Origin of the sequence: Streptomyces fulvorobeus, assembly GCF_013167895.1 — a bacterium.
Classification (GTDB): domain Bacteria; phylum Actinomycetota; class Actinomycetes; order Streptomycetales; family Streptomycetaceae; genus Streptomyces; species Streptomyces fulvorobeus.
In genome coordinates, this window is the sequence record NZ_BLWC01000001.1 from 3,306,291 (window position 1) to 3,320,054 (window position 13,764).

General features: G+C 74.1%; 14 protein-coding genes and 1 riboswitch. Of the genes, 4 read left to right on the forward strand and 10 right to left on the reverse strand.

What is annotated here, in order from left to right; translation table 11 throughout:
* Positions 1 to 202: 202 nt before the first annotated feature.
* Positions 203 to 439 carry a hypothetical protein gene (locus Sfulv_RS15000; RefSeq protein ID WP_173314220.1) on the reverse strand — a complete coding sequence of 79 codons (237 nt, stop codon included), beginning with the start codon at positions 437 to 439 and terminating at the stop codon, positions 203 to 205.
* 104 nt (positions 440 to 543) lie between these two features.
* Here Sfulv_RS15000 and upp point away from each other — a divergent pair, with 104 nt between their 5' ends.
* Complete coding sequence (gene upp / locus Sfulv_RS15005) at positions 544 to 1,179, forward strand: uracil phosphoribosyltransferase (protein WP_173314222.1); 636 nt, start codon at positions 544 to 546, stop codon at positions 1,177 to 1,179.
* Between the two features lie 67 nt (positions 1,180 to 1,246).
* Here the strand turns inward: upp and Sfulv_RS15010 are convergent, their stop codons facing one another.
* The 5 genes from Sfulv_RS15010 to Sfulv_RS15030 form a co-directional block, all read right to left on the reverse strand.
* Positions 1,247 to 1,849 (reverse strand): LytR C-terminal domain-containing protein, encoded by a 603-nt coding sequence (locus tag Sfulv_RS15010; protein ID WP_173317872.1) that lies wholly within the window; start codon positions 1,847 to 1,849, stop codon positions 1,247 to 1,249.
* A 143-nt stretch (positions 1,850 to 1,992) separates the two neighbouring features.
* Positions 1,993 to 2,289, reverse strand: a complete 297-nt coding sequence (locus tag Sfulv_RS15015; protein ID WP_096626547.1) for a type II toxin-antitoxin system VapB family antitoxin — start codon at positions 2,287 to 2,289, stop codon at positions 1,993 to 1,995.
* A gap of 138 nt (positions 2,290 to 2,427) precedes the next feature.
* Positions 2,428 to 3,951, reverse strand: a complete 1,524-nt coding sequence (locus Sfulv_RS15020) for a M28 family peptidase (RefSeq protein ID WP_173317874.1) — start codon at positions 3,949 to 3,951, stop codon at positions 2,428 to 2,430.
* Positions 3,952 to 4,099: 148 nt separating this feature from the next.
* Positions 4,100 to 4,750: an HhH-GPD-type base excision DNA repair protein gene (locus Sfulv_RS15025; RefSeq protein WP_173314224.1), complete on the reverse strand. Its 651-nt coding sequence runs from the start codon at positions 4,748 to 4,750 to the stop codon at positions 4,100 to 4,102.
* A gap of 221 nt (positions 4,751 to 4,971) precedes the next feature.
* Positions 4,972 to 5,388 (reverse strand): YciI family protein, encoded by a 417-nt coding sequence (locus tag Sfulv_RS15030; RefSeq protein WP_173314226.1) that lies wholly within the window; start codon positions 5,386 to 5,388, stop codon positions 4,972 to 4,974.
* 294 nt (positions 5,389 to 5,682) lie between these two features.
* Between Sfulv_RS15030 and cbiE the strand changes: the two genes are divergently transcribed.
* Both cbiE and cobM read left to right on the forward strand, forming a co-directional pair.
* Positions 5,683 to 6,933, forward strand: a complete 1,251-nt coding sequence (gene cbiE / locus Sfulv_RS15035) for a precorrin-6y C5,15-methyltransferase (decarboxylating) subunit CbiE (RefSeq protein ID WP_173317876.1) — start codon at positions 5,683 to 5,685, stop codon at positions 6,931 to 6,933.
* The gene (cobM, locus tag Sfulv_RS15040; RefSeq protein WP_173314228.1) at positions 6,930 to 7,679 is read left to right on the forward strand and encodes a precorrin-4 C(11)-methyltransferase; all 750 of its coding nucleotides are present in this window, start codon (positions 6,930 to 6,932) and stop codon (positions 7,677 to 7,679) included. Before cbiE ends, cobM begins: the two co-directional genes overlap by 4 nt.
* 48 nt (positions 7,680 to 7,727) lie before the next feature.
* On the opposite strand, the gene Sfulv_RS15045 is transcribed toward cobM, so the two are convergent.
* Positions 7,728 to 8,846 carry a cobalt-precorrin-5B (C(1))-methyltransferase gene (locus tag Sfulv_RS15045; protein ID WP_173314230.1) on the reverse strand — a complete coding sequence of 373 codons (1,119 nt, stop codon included), beginning with the start codon at positions 8,844 to 8,846 and terminating at the stop codon, positions 7,728 to 7,730.
* A 20-nt stretch (positions 8,847 to 8,866) separates the two neighbouring features.
* Here Sfulv_RS15045 and Sfulv_RS15050 point away from each other — a divergent pair, with 20 nt between their 5' ends.
* Positions 8,867 to 9,616, forward strand: coding sequence for a cobalt-precorrin-6A reductase (locus tag Sfulv_RS15050; protein WP_173317880.1), 750 nt, complete (start codon positions 8,867 to 8,869; stop codon positions 9,614 to 9,616).
* Here Sfulv_RS15050 and cobJ read toward each other — a convergent pair.
* The 3 genes from cobJ to cobG all read right to left on the reverse strand — a co-directional run bounded on the left by cobJ (position 9,613) and on the right by cobG (position 13,150).
* Positions 9,613 to 11,094, reverse strand: coding sequence for a precorrin-3B C(17)-methyltransferase (gene cobJ / locus Sfulv_RS15055; protein WP_173317878.1), 1,482 nt, complete (start codon positions 11,092 to 11,094; stop codon positions 9,613 to 9,615). The two genes, Sfulv_RS15050 and cobJ, sit on opposite strands and share 4 nt — an antisense overlap.
* Before the next feature lie 74 nt (positions 11,095 to 11,168).
* Entirely contained in the window at positions 11,169 to 11,795 is a 627-nt protein-coding gene (locus tag Sfulv_RS15060; protein ID WP_173314232.1) for a precorrin-8X methylmutase, read from the reverse strand.
* A gap of 38 nt (positions 11,796 to 11,833) precedes the next feature.
* The gene (gene cobG, locus Sfulv_RS15065) at positions 11,834 to 13,150 is read right to left on the reverse strand and encodes a precorrin-3B synthase (RefSeq protein ID WP_173314234.1); all 1,317 of its coding nucleotides are present in this window, start codon (positions 13,148 to 13,150) and stop codon (positions 11,834 to 11,836) included.
* 509 nt (positions 13,151 to 13,659) lie between these two features.
* Positions 13,660 to 13,737, forward strand: a riboswitch (cobalamin riboswitch).
* Positions 13,738 to 13,764: the final 27 nt, after the last annotated feature.

Consider the following 13,764-nt stretch of genomic DNA (forward strand, 5'->3'; position numbering starts at 1 on the left):
TGACTCTCCCACTTTTCATAGGTGAATCGGTCCGACGGGAGGGCAGCCGCTGTTCCGGCTGCTCTGTGCCCGCCCAATCGGCATCGTGGCAGAAACAGCGGCTGAGCGAGACCTCTTCGGCGGTTGCGTCGGCCACCAGTTGCCGGAGTGCCTGCTGGGCGGCGGTACGACGGAAGCGGTCCACCGGCCCGTAAGGCGCCCGTCACCAACGGAACGTACGCATCCTCATCGCCTGGCGCATCCGGGCCGCACGGGCCCTGCGGGGCTGCACGCGGTCGCGCAGCTGCTTGGCCTCGTGCAGCTCGCGCAGGAACTGGGCGCGGCGCCTGCGGCGCGACGTCTCACTCTCCCGGGTGTCCGTCGCCTCCGGCGCGTCGCCCGGCTCCTCCGGGGGGACACGCGCGGCACGTGCCCGTTTCGGCTGCTCGCCGTCCGCCATCGACACACCACCCCAATGCTGGGTCCTTGAGGCACCACCTTCCCTCCGAACAGGCGGTTGATGCCAGCGCAGGGTGCCAGGAGGCCCCGGCTACTGTTGACGCCATGCGCATTCATGTCGTCGACCACCCGCTGGTGGCGCACAAACTCACCACGCTGCGCGACAAGCGCACCGACTCCCCGACCTTCCGGCGTCTCGCCGACGAGCTGGTCACCCTGCTCGCCTACGAGGCCACCAGGGACGTGCGCACCGAACAGGTCGACATCGTGACCCCGGTGACGGCCACGACCGGCGTCAAGCTCACGCACCCCCGGCCCCTCGTCGTGCCGATCCTGCGCGCCGGTCTCGGCATGCTCGACGGCATGGTGCGGCTCCTGCCGACCGCCGAGGTCGGCTTCCTCGGCATGATCCGCAACGAGGAGACGCTCCAGGCGGAGACGTACGCGACCCGGATGCCCGAGGACCTCTCCGGGCGCCAGGTCTACGTCCTGGACCCCATGCTGGCCACCGGCGGCACGCTGGTCGCGGCGATCAGGGAGCTCATCAAGCGCGGCGCGGACGATGTCACCGCGGTGGTGCTGCTCGCGGCGCCCGAGGGCGTCGAGGTGATGGAGCGCGAGCTGGCCGGGACGCCGGTCACCGTGGTCACCGCCTCGGTCGACGAGCGGCTCAACGAGAACGGCTACATCGTGCCGGGGCTCGGCGACGCGGGCGACCGGATGTACGGCACGGCCGGCTAGAGCCGGTCCAGGGCCGGTACGGGGTGGGTGCGCGCGAGGCGCGGCCCGCCCCGACGGCTGTCCGGGGTCAGCAGGGGGAGGGGGCCGGGGACGGCTTCGTGAGGGCGGTCAGGGCGGTCGCCGCGGCAGCGGGCGTGCTGAACGCCTTGAACTTCGTACCGATGATGAGGTCGACGTCCGCCGTCCTGCGGGCGTCCGTCCGGTGCGCGCTGCCGGGCAGCTGGGTGCCGAGCACCGTGAACGAGCCGTTCGCGGCGGTGGGAGCGCCCAGCAGGAGGCCGGTGCCGGGGACCTTCTTGTCGTACGCGGCGGGTGCGTTGCCCACCTTTCCGATGGTGAAGCCGCGCTTCTTCAGCTCGTCGGCCGCGGCCTTGGCGAGCCCGCTGCGGGGAGTCGCGTTGTAGACGTTCACCTTGATGCCAGCCGGCTTGGGCAGGGCCCTGGGGAGCGCCGCCTGCTTCGACACCGACGTGGCGCACTTCTTCTTGTGGGCGGCCGCGGCGGCCTTCCGGTCGCCGCCCGTGAAGACGTCGATGAGCTGCAGCGTGCCCCAGCCGGCCAGGCCGAGGGCCACCACAGCGGCGACGGCCGCCAGGACGAGCCTGCGGCGGTGACGGGGACGGCGCATGCGCGGGAACGTGTTGCCCGTGACGCGGTACTTTCCGCCCATGCCGGGGGGAGTGAGCATGCTCATGGGCAAAGCGTAGTGCGACCTGGTGATGGTGCCTACTAAATGATCAATGGATTGCACCCACATGGGAGGGAATGCACCCGAAAGGCCCGAAAAGCGTCCTGGGGGGTTGCGCGCGGCGGTCAGCCGAGGTCGAGCACGCGGGCGTGCAGCACCTGACGCTGCTGGAGGGCCGCGCGCACCGCGCGGTGCAGCCCGTCCTCCAGGTAGAGGTCGCCCTGCCACTTCACGACATGCGCGAACAGGTCGCCGTAGAAAGTGGAGTCCTCGGCGAGCAGGGTTTCGAGGTCCAGCTGCCCCTTGGTGGTCACCAGCTGGTCGAGGCGGACCGGACGCGGGGCGACATCCGCCCACTGTCGGGTGCTTTCCCGGCCGTGGTCGGGATATGGCCGCCCATTTCCGATGCGCTTGAAGATCACACGGAAAGCCTACCGGGCAAGGGGCATCGGGCGCAGCCGGGGACGAGGACTGCGAGCAGGGGCGAACCCGGCAGAACGCCCGAAGGTGGAGCGCTCCGCCGGGTCCGCCGCGAGCCGGTTCCCCGCGCGGGGCCGGGACTACTCGGTGACCCCGTGCGCGTGGCCCTCGCGGAGGCCGCCGCCGCTGCCGGGCTCCCCGGTCGTGGGCTCGGCCGGGACCGGGCGGGTCAGCGAGCGCAGGTCGTGGGCGTAGGTGCCCACGGCGTCGGCGATCACGTCGATGTTCGTGTCGAACAGCCCCAGGTGGAGGTTGTCGAGGTCGTCGCAGGCCGCGTGGTAGCAGGGGTCGAACGCGGTGCCCGCCTCGCCGCCGAACCTGTCCGCCTGGGCCGGTGTCTTGATGCCCTCGGCGCCGGTGAACGTGCCGCCGGACGGGATGCCGACGTCGATGAACGGGCCGTAGTCGGAGCGGCCGGTGAAGTCCGTGCCCTCGCGGGCCTGGCCCCGCCCGTCGAGGAAGTCGTTGATGTCACGCTCCAGCTGCGCGGAACCCTCGGGCCCCTCGCCCTCGCCCACTCCGTCGGAGTCGTCGCCGTCGAAGACGAACTGTCCGCCGTTCGGCGAGGCGATCATGTCGAAGTTGAGGTAGAGCGCGATCTGCTCCCGCTGCTTCTCGGTGAGCGCGGCGACGTACGCCTCCGAGCCCAGGAGGCCGTTCTCCTCCGCCGACCACCAGGCGAAGCGCACCTTGTTGGCGGGGGCGCGGTTCGTCCCGGCCAGCTCCAGCGCGACTTCGAGGAGGCCGGCCGAGCCGGAGCCGTTGTCGTTGATGCCGGGGCCTTCGGTGACCGAGTCCAGGTGGGCGCCGAGCATCACGGTCCTCGCCGCGCTGCCGCCGGGAGTCTCCGCGACGACGTTGCGGGTGGTGCGCTTCTCCTGGAACTCGCGGATCTCGAAGGAGACCGTCACCTCGCCCCCGGCCAGCTCCGCGGCGAGCTTCTCGCCCTCCTCCAGGCTGAGCCCGCCGGTGGGTATCCTCCCCGACTCGACGTCGCCCAGGGTGCCGGAGAGCGCGCCCTCGACGTTGTTGTAGATGACCGCCCCGGCCGCCCCGGCGGTGGCCGCCGTCGCCTGCTTCTGTGCGAAGGAGCAGCCGCCGCGCTTGATCAGCGCGATCTTGCCGGTGAAGTTGGCCGAGGCGTAGTCCGCGGCCTCGCAGCCGGTGGTCCCGTCGAGGGGGACGGCGACCAGGGCCGCCTCCACGCCTCCGACCGGGGTGGACCGCGTGTACGTCATCGCCTTGATGGCGATGTCCCGGGGGGTGGGCGAGACGACGGCGAACTTCTCGGCGAGCGGCTCGGTGTACATGAAGTCGAAGGACTCGTACGAGACGTCGTACCCGGCCTTCCGGAGCAGCTGGTAGACGTACGCGGCGGAGGCGTCGTGCCCCAGCGAACCGGCCGCGCGGTGGCCGTCCGCCGAGTCGGCTATCGCCTGGAACCGCTGGAGGTGCCGGTACGCGTCGTCCGCCGACGCCCGCTTCACCAGCGTGCGCGCCAGCTTGGCCGCGTCCTTGGCGGGGTCGTGCGAGGACTGCGCCTGGTGGGGTGACGCGCCCAGGAGGAGTGGCGTGGCCAGTGCGGCGGCGGCCACGACTGCCATGGCTCTGCGACGAGTTGCGTGCACAGGAGTCCTTCCGGTGTGAACAGATGTGCACGAAAGCTAGCGAGCGCAGTGACATCTGGGAACGGTTGCGGCCAGCTGTATTCGGTTGTGATCGGTTGTGCTCGGTTGTGTGGCTCGCTGGGGACTACTTCCCGGGCGCGGTCCCGGGCGCGGTCTCCGGCGCGGTGTCGGGCGCGGCAGGCTTTTTCCCCGCTGCCTTCGCCTCCTGCTTGTACGCGCGTACCTCGGCGAGGGATTCGGGGCCGGTGATGTCGGCGACCGAGCGGTGGGAGCCCGCCTCGCCGTACGGACCCGCCGCCTCCCGCCAGCCCGTGGGCCGTACGCCGAACTGCTTGCCCAGCAGCGCGAGGAAGATCCGCGCCTTCTGGGCACCGAAGCCGGGCAGTGCGTTCAGCCGTTCCAGCAGCTCGTCGCCGGTCCCGGCATCCGCCCACACGGCGCTCGCGTCGCCGCCGTACTCCGTCACGAGGTACTGGCAGAGCTGCTGCACGCGCTTGGCCATGGAGCCCGGATACCGGTGCAGTGCGGGTTTCGCGGTGAAGAGCGCGGTGAAGGCGTCGGGGTCGTACGCGGCGATGTCCCGCGCGTCGAGGTCGTCACCGCCCATGCGCCGGGCCAGGGTGTAGGGGCCGGTGAACGCCCATTCCATGGGCACCTGCTGGTCCAGCAGCATGCCGACGAGCGCGGCCAGCGGACTGCGCCCGAGGAGCTCGTCCGCCTCGGGCCGCTGGGCGATCCGCAGGGTGACGTCCTTGCCGTCGTCGCTCTTGGTCATCTCCCGATCATCACGAGAGGGGGAACAGCCGCGACCCGGGTTGCTGCCGATGGCCCACGCTCCTCTCAGCGCCTCACCGCTCCCCTTCCTCAGCGCTCGGGCGGTCAGCGCTCGGGCGGGGTTCCCGGCGCCGGGCGGGAGCCGGCTGACCGCCACGGTTCCCCGCGCGGCAGGTCCTCGGCCTCGGTCGTACGGCTCGTACGGCACTCCTCACGACGGGCTCAGGACGCGCCTTCCGGACCCTCGTCGACCGGCCGGATCACCACCGGGTAGGCGGGCGCCCCCTCGGGCTGCGGGCAGCGCGCGACGCGTGCGGCGATCTCGGTGACCCTCTCCAGGCTCTCGCAGTCCAGGACCCAGTACCCGGCGAGCAGTGCCTCCGTCCCGCCGTACGGCCCGTCCGTGATCACGGTCCGCCCGTCGTCGCCGACGCCGACGAAGCGGGTCCTCGCGGGTTCGGTCAGACCCCGGGCCTCCACCAGCTCGCCGGTCTCGGCGAGGTCGTCGTTGACGCCCCGCATGAAGGCGAACATCTCCTGCACGTCCTTCTCGCTCCAGGCCGGGCTCTGCGGGGAGCCCTTGCCGCTCATCGCGTCGTAGTCGGCCTGCGAGCCCTCCACCATCACCAGGTACTTCATGGTTCTTCTCCTCGGTCCGGACGCCGCCCCCGGTGGACGGCTCTCCCAGGGGACGTCGGAACCGGGCGGGAAATCACGGCACCGCGCGGAGGACTCCCGGGAATCACCCGTCGGCCTCGCGGCACCGGGAGCGGCCGGGCCCGGCACCGGGCGGTGGGCGCGGTGGGGCCTGACAGTAGAGTGCGGCTGCGCCTTTCCCCGATCACCGAGGTACCGGCCTTGTCTTCCGCACCCGCCATACCGTCCGAACCCTCCGAGCCGTCCGAACCATCCGCCACGCAGCCCTCGCGGGCCGTGAGTGTCGTGGGGATCGGAGCCGACGGATGGGCGGGCCTGCCGGACGCCTCGCGTACGGTGCTCCTGGCGGCCGACGTCCTGATCGGCGCCCCGCGTCAGCTCGCGCTCCTCCCGGCGGCCTGTGCGGGGCGGCGGGTGCCCTGGCCCTCGCCGCTCAGACCGGCGGTACCGGGGCTGTTCGCCGCCCACGCGGGACGCGCCGTCGCCGTCCTGGCCAGCGGTGACCCCATGTTCTACGGCATCGGCCGCACCCTCACCGAGGAGCTGGGCGCGGATGCGCTGCGGGTCCTGCCCCATCCGTCGTCGGTCTCCCACGCCTGCGCCCGGCTCGGCTGGCCGCTGGAGGAGACCGAGGTCGTCACCCTGGTCGGCCGCCCCGCCGCCCGGCTGGCCGCCGCCCTCCACGAGGGGCGCAGGCTCCTCGTCCTGAGCGCCGGCGCCGCCACACCCGCGGCCGTGGCCGCCCTGCTGCGCGAACAGGGCTTCGGGCCGAGCCGGATGCGGGTGCTCGAACAGCTCGGCGGTGCGCACGAGTCCTGCGCGGAGGGGATCGCCGCGACCTGGGCGCACCCGGCGGGCGACGCGCTGAACGTCGTCGCGGTGGAGTGCAGGCGCGCCCCGGACGCCCTGCGGCTCGGTGCCGTACCCGGGCTGCCGGACGAGGCGTACGAACACGACGGCCAGCTCACCAAGCGCCACGTGCGGGCCGCCACGCTCGGCGCGCTCGCACCCGCCCCCGGCGAACTCCTCTGGGACATCGGCGGCGGCTCAGGTTCGATCGCCGTCGAGTGGATGCGGACCGCTCCCTCCTGCCGGGCGGTCAGCGTGGAGCGCGACCCGGAGCGGGCCAGGCGCATCGCCCGCAACGCGGACCGGCTCGGGGTCCCCGGTCTGCGGGTCGTCACCGGCCGGGCACCGGACGCCCTGGCCGGACTCCCGGTGCCCGACGCCGTGTTCATCGGCGGCGGACTCACCGTCCCCGGTCTGCTCGACGCCTGCTGGGACGCGCTGCCGGACGGCGGCCGGCTGGTCGCCAACACGGTCACCCTGGAGTCCGACGCCCTGCTCGCCGAGCGGTACAAGGCGCACGGCGGGGAGCTGGTACGCCTGGCGGTGGCCCATGCCGTACCGGTCGGCGGCTTCACCGGCTGGCGCCAGGCCATGCCCGTGACCCAGTGGTCCGTACGCAAGCACTCATCCGTACGCACGCACTCATCCGTGCGCGAAGGCTCAGGAGACAACACATGACCGTGTACTTCATCGGCGCGGGCCCCGGTGCGGCCGACCTGATCACGGTGCGCGGCGCCCGGCTCCTCGCCGCGAGCCCCGTCTGCCTGTACGCGGGCAGTCTCGTGCCGCGCGAACTGCTCGACGACTGCCCGGCGGACGCCCGGCTGGTGGACACCGCGCAGCTCGACATCGAACAGATCACCGCGGAGCTGGTAGGTGCCCACGCGGCGGGACACGACGTGGCGCGGCTGCACTCGGGCGACCCGTCGGTGTTCAGCGCGGTCAACGAGCAGATGCGGCGGCTGGACGCGGCGGACGTGCCGTACGAAGTGGTCCCCGGGGTACCGGCGTTCGCGGCGGCGGCGGCGGCGCTGAAGCGGGAGCTGACCGTGCCGACGGTCGGCCAGACGGTGATCCTGACCCGGATCGCGCAGCGGGCGACCGCGATGCCGGAGGGCGAGGACCTGGCGACGCTCGGACGCAGCGGCGCGCTGATCGTGCTGCACCTGGCGGCGCGGTACGTGGACCGGGTGGTGGAGGAACTGCTGCCGCACTACGGGGCGGACTGCCCGGCGGCCGTGGTGGCGATGGCGTCACGGCCCGACGAGCTGATCCTGCGGGGGCCGCTGGACTCCATCGCGGAGCAGGTGAAGGCGGCGGGGGTGATCCGGACGGCGGTGATCATGGTGGGCCGTACGCTGGGGGCGGAGCAGTTCCGGGACAGCCACCTGTACTCGCCGGGGCGCGACCGGCACGTGTGCTGAACCGGCGGTTCCGGGCCCGCCCCGGACCGGTGGCCGCCCGGCCCCCGGTCACCGCACGCCGCTGCGTCCCACCACCGCCCCCGCGCGGTCGATACAGATGACGTCGACCGCCACCGGCGCCCCCCGCAGCACCGAAAGCGCCTGGTCGCGCGCCGCCACCGCCACCAGGTCGCCCAGCGGGACGCCCGCAGCCGCGCACAGCTGGAGGGCCGCGAGGCCCGTGTTGGCGGTGGCGATCCGTTCCGCCAGGGCGTCGTCCGCGCCTCCTGTCCGCGCCAGCTCCGCGAGGAACGCCTTGTCGACCTGGGAGCGTGCCGAGTGCAGGTCCAGATGGCCCGCCGCCAGCTTCGACAGCTTCGCGAACCCGCCGCACACCGTCAGCCGGTCCACCGGGTGCCTGCGTACGTACTTCAGCACCGCGCCCGCGAAGTCCCCCATGTCCAGCAGGGCGATCTCCGGCAGCCCGTACTCCGCCACCACGGTCCTCTCCGAGGTGGCGCCGGTGCACCCCGCCACATGGGTACGCCCGGCGGCCCGCGCCACGTCCACCCCGCGGCGGATCGAGTCGATCCAGGCCGAGCAGGAGTACGGCACCACCACGCCCGTCGTCCCCAGGATCGACAGGCCCCCCAGGATGCCCAGGCGCGGATTCCAGGTGGAACGGGCGATCTCCTCGCCCTGGTCGACGGAGAGGGTGATCTCCACGTCACCGGAGCCGCCGTGGACCGCCGCCACCCGCGCCATGTGCTCCCGCATCATCTGCCGGGGCACCGGGTTGACGGCGGGCTCCCCCACGTCCAGGGGCAGCCCGGGCAGGGTGACCGTGCCCACGCCGGGACCGGCCCGGAACACCACCCCGGAACCCGGCGGAGCGTGGCGTACGGTCGCCCGTACCAGCGCCCCGTGCGTCACGTCCGGGTCGTCGCCCGCGTCCTTGACCACCCCGGCCATCGCCCGGTCGGCGGAGAGCTCCTCCACCGCCAGGGCGAAGGAGGGCGTCTGCCCCCGGGGCAGTGTGACCGTCACCGGATCGGGGAAGTCACCGCTCAGCAGCGCCGTGTACGCCGCCGTGGCCGCCGCGGTCGCGCAGGCACCGGTCGTCCACCCGGGCCGCAGACCGGTGTGTTTGAGTTGGGCGGCGCGCCCGCCCTTCGCCTCACTGCTCATGGATGGACCATCCGATGCGTCTGCATGTACTCGTGCTCGGAGGCACGACGGAAGCCCGGCGGCTCGCCGGGGCACTGGTGGACACCCTGCCCGCCGGGGCACGGGTGACCAGTTCGCTCGCGGGCCGTGTGGCCCGTCCCGCACTCCCGCCAGGCGAGGTGCGGATCGGCGGCTTCGGCGGGGCCGGAGGGCTGGCCGACTGGCTGCGGGCGCACCGGGTGGATGCCCTCATCGACGCCACCCATCCTTTCGCCGGGACGATCAGTTTCCACGCGGCCGAGGCCGCCGCCACCGCCCATGTTCCTCTTCTCGCGCTGCGCCGCCCGGGGTGGGTGCCCGTGGCGGGCGACCGCTGGCACCCGGCAGGCTCGCTGACCGCCGCCGCGGAGCTCCTGCCCGCGCTGGGCCGCCGCGTCTTCCTCACGACGGGGCGGATGGGGCTGGCCGCCTTCGCGGGACTCGACGAGCTGTGGTTCCTGACGCGCTCGGTGGACGCCCCGGAGGCGCCGTGTCCCGCGCGCATGGAGGTCCTGCTCGACCGGGGCCCCTTCACCCTCGAAGGGGAACGGGCCCTGATCGCCCGCCACCGTATCGACGTCCTCGTCACCAAGGACAGCGGCGGCGACGCGACCGCCCCCAAGCTGACCGCCGCCAGGGAGGCCGGCATCCCGGTGGTCGTGGTCGGCCGGCCACCGATACCCGGAGGGGTCCCGGTGGCCGGCACACCCGAGCAGGCCGTGGCCTGGCTGCGGGAGACGCTGGCGGGCTAAGCCTCCGGATAGCGCCGAGGCGTCCAGACGATCTCCTGGCCGCCGCCCCGCCGCACCCACCGGGTCTGCGAGGACCCCACGATGAGGATCGTGCGCATGTCGACCTCGGCCGGGTCGAGATCGGCCAGCCGCACCGTACGGACGCTCTCCGCCGGGCCGCCGACGTCCCGGCCCAGCACCACGGGCGTGTCCGGGGAGCGGTGCTCGAGCAGCAGGTCGCGGGCCTTGCCGACCTGCCAGGTCCGGGTGCGTGAGCCGGGGTTGTAGAGCGCCATCACCAGGTCCGCGGCGGCCGCCGCGCGCAGCCGCTCCGCGATGACCTCCCACGGCTTGAGGCGGTCGGACAGCGAGATGGTGGCGTAGTCGTGACCGAGCGGGGCGCCCACGCGGGCGGCGGCGGCGTTGGCCGCGGTCACGCCGGGCAGCACCCGTACCGCGATGTCCTTGTACAGGTCCTGCGAGGCGACCTCCAGCACCGCGGTCGCCATCGCGAAGACCCCCGGGTCACCGCCCGACACCACGGCCACGCGCCGGCCGCGCCCGGCCAGGTCGAGGGCGAACTCCGCGCGCTCCGACTCGACCTTGTTGTCCGAACCGTGGCGCGCCTGGCCCGGCCGGACCGGGACCCGGTCCAGGTACGTCGTGTAGCCGACCACGTCGTCGGCGGCGGCCAGCGCCCCGCGCGTCTCCGGGGTCAGCCACAGCGGTCCTGCCGGGCCGGTGCCGACCACGACGACCTCGCCGGAGCCGGCCGCGCGCTCGGGGCGCGGTGCGTCGACACGGCTCGGCAGCACCGCGACGGCGAAGTACGGCACCGAGTCCGGGTCGGTGTCCGCGAGCTCTCCGGTGCGCTCCCCCGCCATCGTCGCCCGCTCCACGTACCGCGCGTCGGGCAGCCGCCCGGACGCCTCGAAGGCGCGGCGCACGGCCGGGAACGTACGGCCCAGCTTCATCACCACCGCGCAGTCGGTGGCCGCCAGACGGGCCGTCAGCTCCTCCTCGGGCAGGGTGCCCGGCAGGATCGTCAGCACCTCCTCGCCCTCGACGAGCGGGGTGCCGAGGCGGGCGGCGGCGGCGCTGACCGAGGTGACACCGGGGACGACCTCGGTGGCGTAACGATCCGCCAGCCGCTTGTGCATGTGCATGTACGAGCCGTAGAACAACGGGTCGCCCTCGGCGAGGACGGCGACGGTGAGCCCGGCGTCCAGGTGCACCGCGAGGCGGGCCGCCGCCTCGGCGTAGAACTCCTCCAGCGCGCCCCGGTAGCCGCCCGGGTGGTCGGTGGTCTCCGTGGTGACCGGGTAGACCAGCGCCTCCTCGATGTGGTCGGCACGGATGTGCTCGGCCGCGATGGAACGGGCGATGGAGCGGCCGTGCCGGGCGCTGTGGTACGCCACGACGTCGGCTTCGGCGATGACCTGGACGGCCCGCAGGGTCATCAGCGACGGGTCGCCGGGGCCGAGCCCGACCCCGTACAGCCGCCCGGTGGTCCGTGAGCCCGCGGCGTCCGCCGCGCCGCTCGTGCCTTCCGCGTTCCGCTGGGTGCTCACGGTCACTCCACCTCGCTGGCGATGGCGTTGAGGGCGGCCGCGGCGATCGCGCTGCCGCCGCGACGGCCGCGCACGATCAGGTACTCCAGGCCGGACGGGTGGGCGGCCAGCGCGTCCTTGGACTCGGCGGCTCCGATGAAGCCGACCGGCATGCCTATGACGGCGGCGGGGCGCGGGGCACCCTCCTCGACCATCTCCAGCAGCCGGAAGAGTGCGGTGGGCGCGTTGCCGACGGCGACGACGGCGCCGCCCATGCGGTCCCGCCACAGTTCGAGGGCGGCGGCGCTGCGGGTGGTGCCCAGCTCGGCGGCGAGGCCCGGCACGGCCGGGTCGGAGAGCGTGCAGATCACCTCGTTGTCCGCGGGGAGCCGCTTGCGGGTCACACCGCTCGCGAGCATGGCCACGTCGCAGAGGATCGGAGCGCCGGACCGCAGTGCGGCACGGGCGTGCGCCACGGCGTCCGGTGAGAAGGCGAGATCGCGTACGAGGTCGACCATGCCGCAGGCGTGGATCATGCGGACGGCGACCTGGCTGACGTCGGCGGGCAGCCCGGCCAGATCCGCCTCCGCGCGGATGGTGGCGAAGGACTGGCGGTAGATCGCCGGTCCGTCCTTCTCGTACTGATGCACAGTGCCTTCGCTTTCTGTGTCGGGTGGATGAGGGTGGGTCAGCTGGGGGTACGGGCCGTCGCCACGGCCGCGGCGAGCGAGTCCGAGCCGGGCGCCACGGTGACGGGGGCGCGGGGGCCGTCGTCCCGTACGACGGTGATCCGGTGGCCGCCCCCGGGGGTGGCGACCACGTCGACCCACTCCCCGTGCGGATGCCCGCACCGGCGCTCGCAGCCCGACCAGTGGACGGGCAGCCGTCCCGGCGGCCCCACGGAGGCCGCCGCTTCGGCCCGTACGTCGGCCAGCGATCTTGCGCAGCCGGGCCGTCCGATGCAGGCGCCCACGCCCGTCCACGGGGACGCGGGGCCGGTGATCAGTCCGGCCGCGGCCAGGTCGGCCAGCAGTGCGGGGGCCAGGTCCGGGGCGGCGCCGGGGACGACGACCCCGCGCCACGGAGTGAGGCGCAGTTCGCCGGCGCAGCGACGGGCGGTCGCGGTGAGCGACTGCCACTGCGCGGGGGCGAGACGGCCCAGCGGTACGCCCGCGGAGAGCGCGACGGCGGGGCGGCGGCCGGCCGGCACCTGGCCGGGAGCCGGCGGGACCGCCCCGGCCGGGCGCGGGGCCACTGTCCGGACGGCCCCTGTGAGCTGCCCCGCCACCCGGTCCGGCAGGGCGTCGCGGACGTCGTCGGGCAGGTCCTTCACACGCCAGGCGCCGGAGGGCCGGGCGGCGTGCAGGAAGGTCTCGGCGGCCAGGAGGGCCGCGCGGGGGGCGTCGGCGGCGGGCAGCCGCAGGGCGGTGTCGCCTGCGCCGACCCGCAGGAGGGCGGTGCTGCCGCCGGCCGGGGGGTGCGCGACGAGGGTCACGTCGGCGCCGAGGGCGTCCACGTCACCGCGGCCGTCGTCGAGGGCGAAGAGGAAGCGGCCGGAGAGCGCGGTCGCGTTCTCGCTCCGGCACAGCAGCCGGTCCAGCTCGGTCAGCCAGGGGCGCAGGTCCGGGGACTCACGGTCGTCGAGGCCGGAGAGGGGGGAGGCGACGATGTTCCGTACGCGCTCGTGGCGTTCGGAGGGCAGGAGCCCGGCGCCCGCGAGCAGCGGGGCGAGTTCGGGGCCGCAGTCAGGGGCGAGGCCGCGGAGCTGGACGTTGCCGCGCGAGGTGAGGTGCACGTCGCCGTCACCGAGCCGCCCGGCGGCTTCGTACAGGGCTTCCGCCTGAGCGGTGGTCAGGATGCCGCCGGGTATCCGTACCCGGGCGAGCGCGCCGTCGTCCGCCTGGTGCAGCCGCAGGGTGCCGGGGCAGGCATCGCCACTGCTCCGGGCACAGGCGGCGCCCTGGGACCGGGGCGAAAGGGCGGATGCGGACATGGCGGCGAGCATACCGACCATCACACCGCGTTCGGCGGGGCCCGGCACGATGCCCGGACCGGACGGAGGGGGCGAGGACCGTTCGAGGCGCCTCCCCGGACCGGCTGAGGCCCTGCGGCGCGGGCGGGCCGGCCGGTACGGCCGCGCGGTGCGGTGGCCTGCGCGCCTCCCCGGCCGGTCCTGGCGCCGACGGCCGCCCCTGGATCGACCGGGGGAACAGCCCCAGCCATTTTTCCGGCCACGCCGCGCTTGGCTGAGCGCTGGGACGTCCTCAGCCGCCGGACGGGCTGAGACGGGCCGCCCCGGCCCGCCCGGCGACCGGGGCCGGAGTCCGGCCACCGATCCCGGCCTGTCCGGCGTCTGCGGACCGGCCCCGGTGGCGCCCCCGGCCCAGCACACCCGGCCCGCTCCGCCCGTCCGGCGGGAAGAGCAAGATCCCGGGCGCCCCCCACCCGCCCACCCCCGCCGCTTAGGATGCGTACGGCGGTCACTCCGGCCGCCATCGCCAGACGGCGACAGGGGAGGAAGCCCGGTGAGATTCCGGCGCGGTCCCGCCACTGTGAGCTCGGCCGAGACCCGGCCGGGCGAGTCAGGAACTCCCTTCCCCGCACGCCCGGCTCCGCCCG

Excerpts from the sequence above, each read along its gene's own strand:
- Sfulv_RS15000 (WP_173314220.1), bottom strand. The coding sequence starts at position 439 with ATGGCGGACGGCGAGCAGCCGAAACGGGCACGTGCCGCGCGTGTCCCC.
- upp (WP_173314222.1), top strand. The coding sequence starts at position 544 with ATGCGCATTCATGTCGTCGACCACCCGCTGGTGGCGCACAAACTCACC.
- Sfulv_RS15010 (WP_173317872.1), bottom strand. The coding sequence starts at position 1,849 with ATGGGCGGAAAGTACCGCGTCACGGGCAACACGTTCCCGCGCATGCGC.
- Sfulv_RS15020 (WP_173317874.1), bottom strand. The coding sequence starts at position 3,951 with ATGGCAGTCGTGGCCGCCGCCGCACTGGCCACGCCACTCCTCCTGGGC.
- Sfulv_RS15025 (WP_173314224.1), bottom strand. The coding sequence starts at position 4,750 with ATGACCAAGAGCGACGACGGCAAGGACGTCACCCTGCGGATCGCCCAG.
- Sfulv_RS15030 (WP_173314226.1), bottom strand. The coding sequence starts at position 5,388 with ATGAAGTACCTGGTGATGGTGGAGGGCTCGCAGGCCGACTACGACGCG.
- cobM (WP_173314228.1), top strand. The coding sequence starts at position 6,930 with ATGACCGTGTACTTCATCGGCGCGGGCCCCGGTGCGGCCGACCTGATC.
- Sfulv_RS15045 (WP_173314230.1), bottom strand. The coding sequence starts at position 8,846 with ATGAGCAGTGAGGCGAAGGGCGGGCGCGCCGCCCAACTCAAACACACC.
- cobG (WP_173314234.1), bottom strand. The coding sequence starts at position 13,150 with ATGCTCGCCGCCATGTCCGCATCCGCCCTTTCGCCCCGGTCCCAGGGC.